Annotated in this window: 5 protein-coding genes and 1 pseudogene; 3 read left to right on the top strand and 3 right to left on the bottom strand. The window is 72.0% G+C overall.

Annotated elements, in window-relative coordinates:
• Positions 1–432 (bottom strand): dihydroxyacetone kinase subunit DhaL (gene dhaL, locus ACFFNX_RS43920; protein WP_378212190.1); only part of this gene is annotated, 432 nt, incomplete at its 3' end.
• On the bottom strand, positions 432–1,427 hold the full coding sequence (dhaK, locus tag ACFFNX_RS43925; RefSeq protein ID WP_378212191.1) for a dihydroxyacetone kinase subunit DhaK: 996 nt from the start codon (positions 1,425–1,427) through the stop codon (positions 432–434). The genes dhaK and dhaL, both read right to left, overlap by 1 nt.
• 128 nt (positions 1,428–1,555) lie before the next feature.
• Here dhaK and ACFFNX_RS43930 point away from each other — a divergent pair, with 128 nt between their 5' ends.
• The 3 genes from ACFFNX_RS43930 to icmB all read left to right on the top strand — a co-directional run bounded on the left by ACFFNX_RS43930 (position 1,556) and on the right by icmB (position 3,767).
• The gene (locus ACFFNX_RS43930) at positions 1,556–2,236 is read left to right on the top strand and encodes a PIG-L deacetylase family protein (protein WP_378212194.1); all 681 of its coding nucleotides are present in this window, start codon (positions 1,556–1,558) and stop codon (positions 2,234–2,236) included.
• Positions 2,237–2,253: 17 nt separating this feature from the next.
• Positions 2,254–3,195, top strand: a complete 942-nt coding sequence (locus ACFFNX_RS43935; RefSeq protein WP_378212192.1) for a nucleoside hydrolase — start codon at positions 2,254–2,256, stop codon at positions 3,193–3,195.
• Between the two features lie 149 nt (positions 3,196–3,344).
• A complete protein-coding gene (gene icmB / locus ACFFNX_RS43940; protein ID WP_378212193.1) occupies positions 3,345–3,767 on the top strand; it encodes a coenzyme B12-dependent isobutyryl CoA mutase small subunit in 423 nt (140 codons plus the stop codon).
• Positions 3,768–3,773: 6 nt separating this feature from the next.
• Here icmB and ACFFNX_RS43945 read toward each other — a convergent pair.
• Positions 3,774–4,101, bottom strand: a pseudogene (locus tag ACFFNX_RS43945) (glycoside hydrolase family 15); the annotation flags it as partial.

Consider the following 4,101-nt stretch of genomic DNA (forward strand, 5'->3'; position numbering starts at 1 on the left):
AGCCGCGAGGCCTTCGCCGGCCGCCGCCTCGAAGGCGGCCACCGCCGGGGCCAGGGCGTCGACCATGGTCTTGTCGCCCTCCTCGGCCTTGCCGAGTTGCTGTACGCCCTCCAGCGCGGCGCGCAGGGCCGCGCCCAGCTCCGTCGCGCCGACATCGGGGGCATCGCCCAGGGCCTTGCCGGCGCGCCGGAGCGCGGTGCCGTACAGCGGGCCGGACGCGCCACCGGTCTTGGAGACCAGCGTCCGCCCCGCCGTGATCAGTACCTTGCCCGGCGGCAGGTCCTTGCTCAGGGCCTCGGCGGCGGCGCGCATGCCGCGGTCGAGGTTCGAGCCGTGGTCGCCGTCACCGATAGCCGAGTCGAGCCGGGTCAGCCGTTCGGCGTCGGCGGTCACCAGCTCCGAGAACCGGATCATCCACGCGTACGCGTCCATCAGCGCCCCCACCGCAGGCCCGGGGTCTCGACCGGCGCGTCCCACAGCTCGGTCAGCCGGGGCGTGAGCCGGCAGACCGAGATCATGCAGCCCGCCATCTCCAGGCTCGTCACATAGTTGCCGACCAGCCGCCGGGAGACGGTCGCACCGTGCCCGGCCAGCCACTTCTCCGCCGCGGCGTACGCGCCGTACAGCTCCATCAGCGGGGTTCCGCCCATGCCGTTGACCATAACGAGCAACTCGGACCCCGACAGCGATATGTCCTCATCGATCGCCGACAGCGCGGCGTCGACGATCTCGGTGGCGGTCCGCAGCCGCACCCGCTCGCGGCCCGGCTCGCCGTGGATGCCGATGCCCAGCTCGATCTCGTCCTCGCCCAGCTCGAACGTCGGCCGGCCGGCGGCCGGGACCGTACAGGCCGTCAACGCGACGCCGAACGACCGGCTCCGCTCGTTGACCTCCTTGGCCACGCCGGCGACGTCGGCCAGCGCGCCGCCCGACTCCGCCAGCGCGCCCGCGATCTTCTCGGCGAAGACGGTGGCGCCGGTGCCGCGGCGGCCGGCCGTGTACGTGCTGTCCTGCACGGCGACGTCATCGTCGATCAACACCGGGACGACCTCGATGTCCTCGTCCTCGGCCAACTCGGCGGCCATCTGGAAGTTGAGCACGTCGCCGGTGTAGTTCTTCACGATGTGCACGACGCCCGCACCGCCGGAGACCGCGGTCGTCGCCGCGAGGATCTGGTCGGGCACTGGTGAGGTGAACACCTCGCCCGGGCACGCCGCGTCGAGCATCCCGTACCCCACGAACCCCCCGTGCAACGGCTCGTGCCCCGAACCCCCGCCCGAGACCAGCCCGACCTTTCCCGTACGCGGGGCGTCGGCCCGTACGATCACGCGCTGCTCAAGGTCCACGCGCAGGGAGGGATGGGCCGCGGCCATGCCGCGCATCGCGTCGAGGACGACGTCGTCAACGGCATCGATCAGTTTCTTCATCTGTCCGGGATACCCCGCGGCCACGCAAAACGCCAGAGTTGTACGGAGACAGCCCGTAAAGGGCGTGATGTTGTTGATCGACCTAAGATGTGACGGTGATCGAAGACGTGACGCGTGCGCTCGTGGTGATGGCCCATCCCGACGACGTCGACTTCGCGGCGGCGGGCACCGTCGCGACGTGGACCGACGCCGGGATCGAGGTCACCTATCTGATCGTCACCGACGGTGACGCGGGCGGCTTCGACGACGACGTGCCGCGCGGGGAGATGGCGCCGTTGCGACGCGCGGAGCAACTGGCCGCCGCCAAGTGCGTGGGTGTCACCGACGTCCGCTTCCTCGGGTACCCGGACGGCCGCGTCGAGGTCACCCTTGACCTGCGGCGCGACATCGCCCGGGCCGTCCGGCAGGTACGGCCCGACCGGGTGCTGGTGCCGAGCCCGGAGCGCAACTACCGGCGCATGGCCCCGAGCCACCCCGACCACCGCGCGGTCGGCTCGGCCGCGCTCGACGCGATCTACCCGGACGCGCGCAACCCGTACGCCTTCCCCGAACTGCGCGCCGAGGGCCTGGAGGCCTGGACCGCCCGCGAGGTGTGGATCTCCGGCGGCGGGCTGGCGGAGGATCATCTCGTCGACGTCACCGACGTGTTCGACCGCAAGCTGGCGGCCCTGCGCTCGCACGTCAGCCAGGTGGCCGGCAACGACGACCTCGAGGGCATGCTGCGCGGCTTCCTGTCCGCCAACGCCGCGCGGGGCGGCCTGCCCGAAGGCCGCCTGGCCGAGGTCTTCACGATCGTCCCGTCTCAGTGAACCCCCCGGGAGACATGGTGAAACCGCGGATCCTGCTCGACTGCGACACCGGCATCGACGACGCGCTGGCGCTGCTGTACCTCGCGCCGCTGATCAAGGCCGGTGAGGTCGACCTCGTCGCGGCCGGTACGGTGCACGGCAACGTCGCACCGGAGGTCGGGGCCCTCAACACCCTGCGCGTGCTCGAAGACGCGGGCGTGCACGGCGTGCCGGTCGCGGTCGGCGCGGCCCGGCCGATGGCCCAGGCGGTGAGCCTGGCCTCCGACGTGCACGGGTCCGACGGGCTCGGCGAGATCGGCCTGGGTGAGCCGGAGGCCGGGCCGGCCGAGATCTCCGCGCCCGAGCAGATCGTCCGGCTGGCGCGCGAGAACCCCGGGGAGCTGACCCTCCTGGCGATCGGGCCGCTGACCAACCTGGCCATCGCGCTCCTGCTCGAGCCCGCTCTGCCCAGGCTGTTCCGCGAGGTCGTCATCATGGGCGGCGCGTTCTCCCACCAGGGCAACATCACCGGTCACGCCGAGGCGAACATCTGGCACGACCCGGAGGCGGCCGAACTGGTCTTCGCTGCCGGCTGGCCGATCACCCTCGTGCCCCTCGACGTCACCCATTCGACCGTGCTCGACGGTGAGTGGCTCGACCGGCTGGCCGAGGGGGCGACCGGTCAGTCGCGGCTGGCCACGCGGATCCTGGTCTTCTACTCCGAGGCCTACCGGCGGCAGCTGGGCAGGCGCGGCGTCGTGATCCACGATGCGCTCGCCGCCATGCTCGCCCTGGACCCCGCGCTCGGGGAGTACACGACCCGCCCGGTCCGCGTCGAACTGCGCGGCGAACACACCCGCGGGGCGACCCTGTGGGACCGCCGTCTGCACGCCGACGAGAGCGACCGTCCTCCGGTGAAGGTCGCCGTGAGCGTCGACGTCGAGACCTTCCGCGAACGGTTGCTCGCGAGCCTGCTCTGACACGTTCGTTCCGCCACGGCACCCGAACGACGCGGACACGTGAGTGAACGAGGTCGTCTTCCGGGCGAAGGGTCGCCCGCCCGGCCTCTTCCTGGGTACGGCTACTCTGCGAAGAGGCTGAGCATCCGGTAGCCCGGTAGGAGGCAGGAATGGCTGGTCCGATCCGCGTCGTCGTCGCCAAGCCCGGTCTGGACGGTCATGACCGCGGCGCGAAGGTGGTCGCCAGGGCACTGCGCGACGCCGGCATGGAGGTCATCTACACCGGGCTGCACCAGACGCCCGAGCAGATCGTCGAGGCGGCCCTGCAGGAAGACGCCGACGGCATCGGCCTGTCCATCCTGTCCGGCGCCCACATGACCCTGTGCGCGAGCCTCCTCGGCCTGCTGAAAGAACGCGACGCGCTCGACATTCCGGTCTTCGTCGGCGGCATCATCCCGGACGCCGACATTCCCGAACTCGAGAAGCTCGGCGTGGCCCGCGTCTTCACCCCGGGCGCCACGACCCAGGAGATCGTCGAATGGGTCCGCGCCAACGTGGGCGAGGACGCCCGCGAGGCCGTCGCGGAGAGCTGAACGCCCCTACGCCGGAGGAGCCGGGAGTACGGTCTGGTCCGCGGTCAGGGCGAGGACGACCAGGGCCGAGGTCCAGCCCAGCGGCGCGACGCCGGCCTGGTCTCCGTCCGTGTCGACCTTCTCGGGGAACGAGCCCAGCGACGACCGGTTGGCGATCAGCCAGTCCAGCCAGCCCTTCGCCGCGGTGAGGTCGCCCGACGCCGCGGCCGCCAGGGCGAACAGGCCGGTCTCGGGGGTCCACGCGACGTTCGCGCCGTAGCCCTCGCCCGGCACCACGCCGCCGGTCGGCAGCCGCAGGCGGTCGCCCGTCCTGGTCACCGCGGCCAGCACGGCC

The sequence above is a fragment of the Actinoallomurus acaciae genome (assembly GCF_042429965.1).
In the GTDB taxonomy this organism is placed as follows: domain Bacteria; phylum Actinomycetota; class Actinomycetes; order Streptosporangiales; family Streptosporangiaceae; genus Actinoallomurus; species Actinoallomurus acaciae.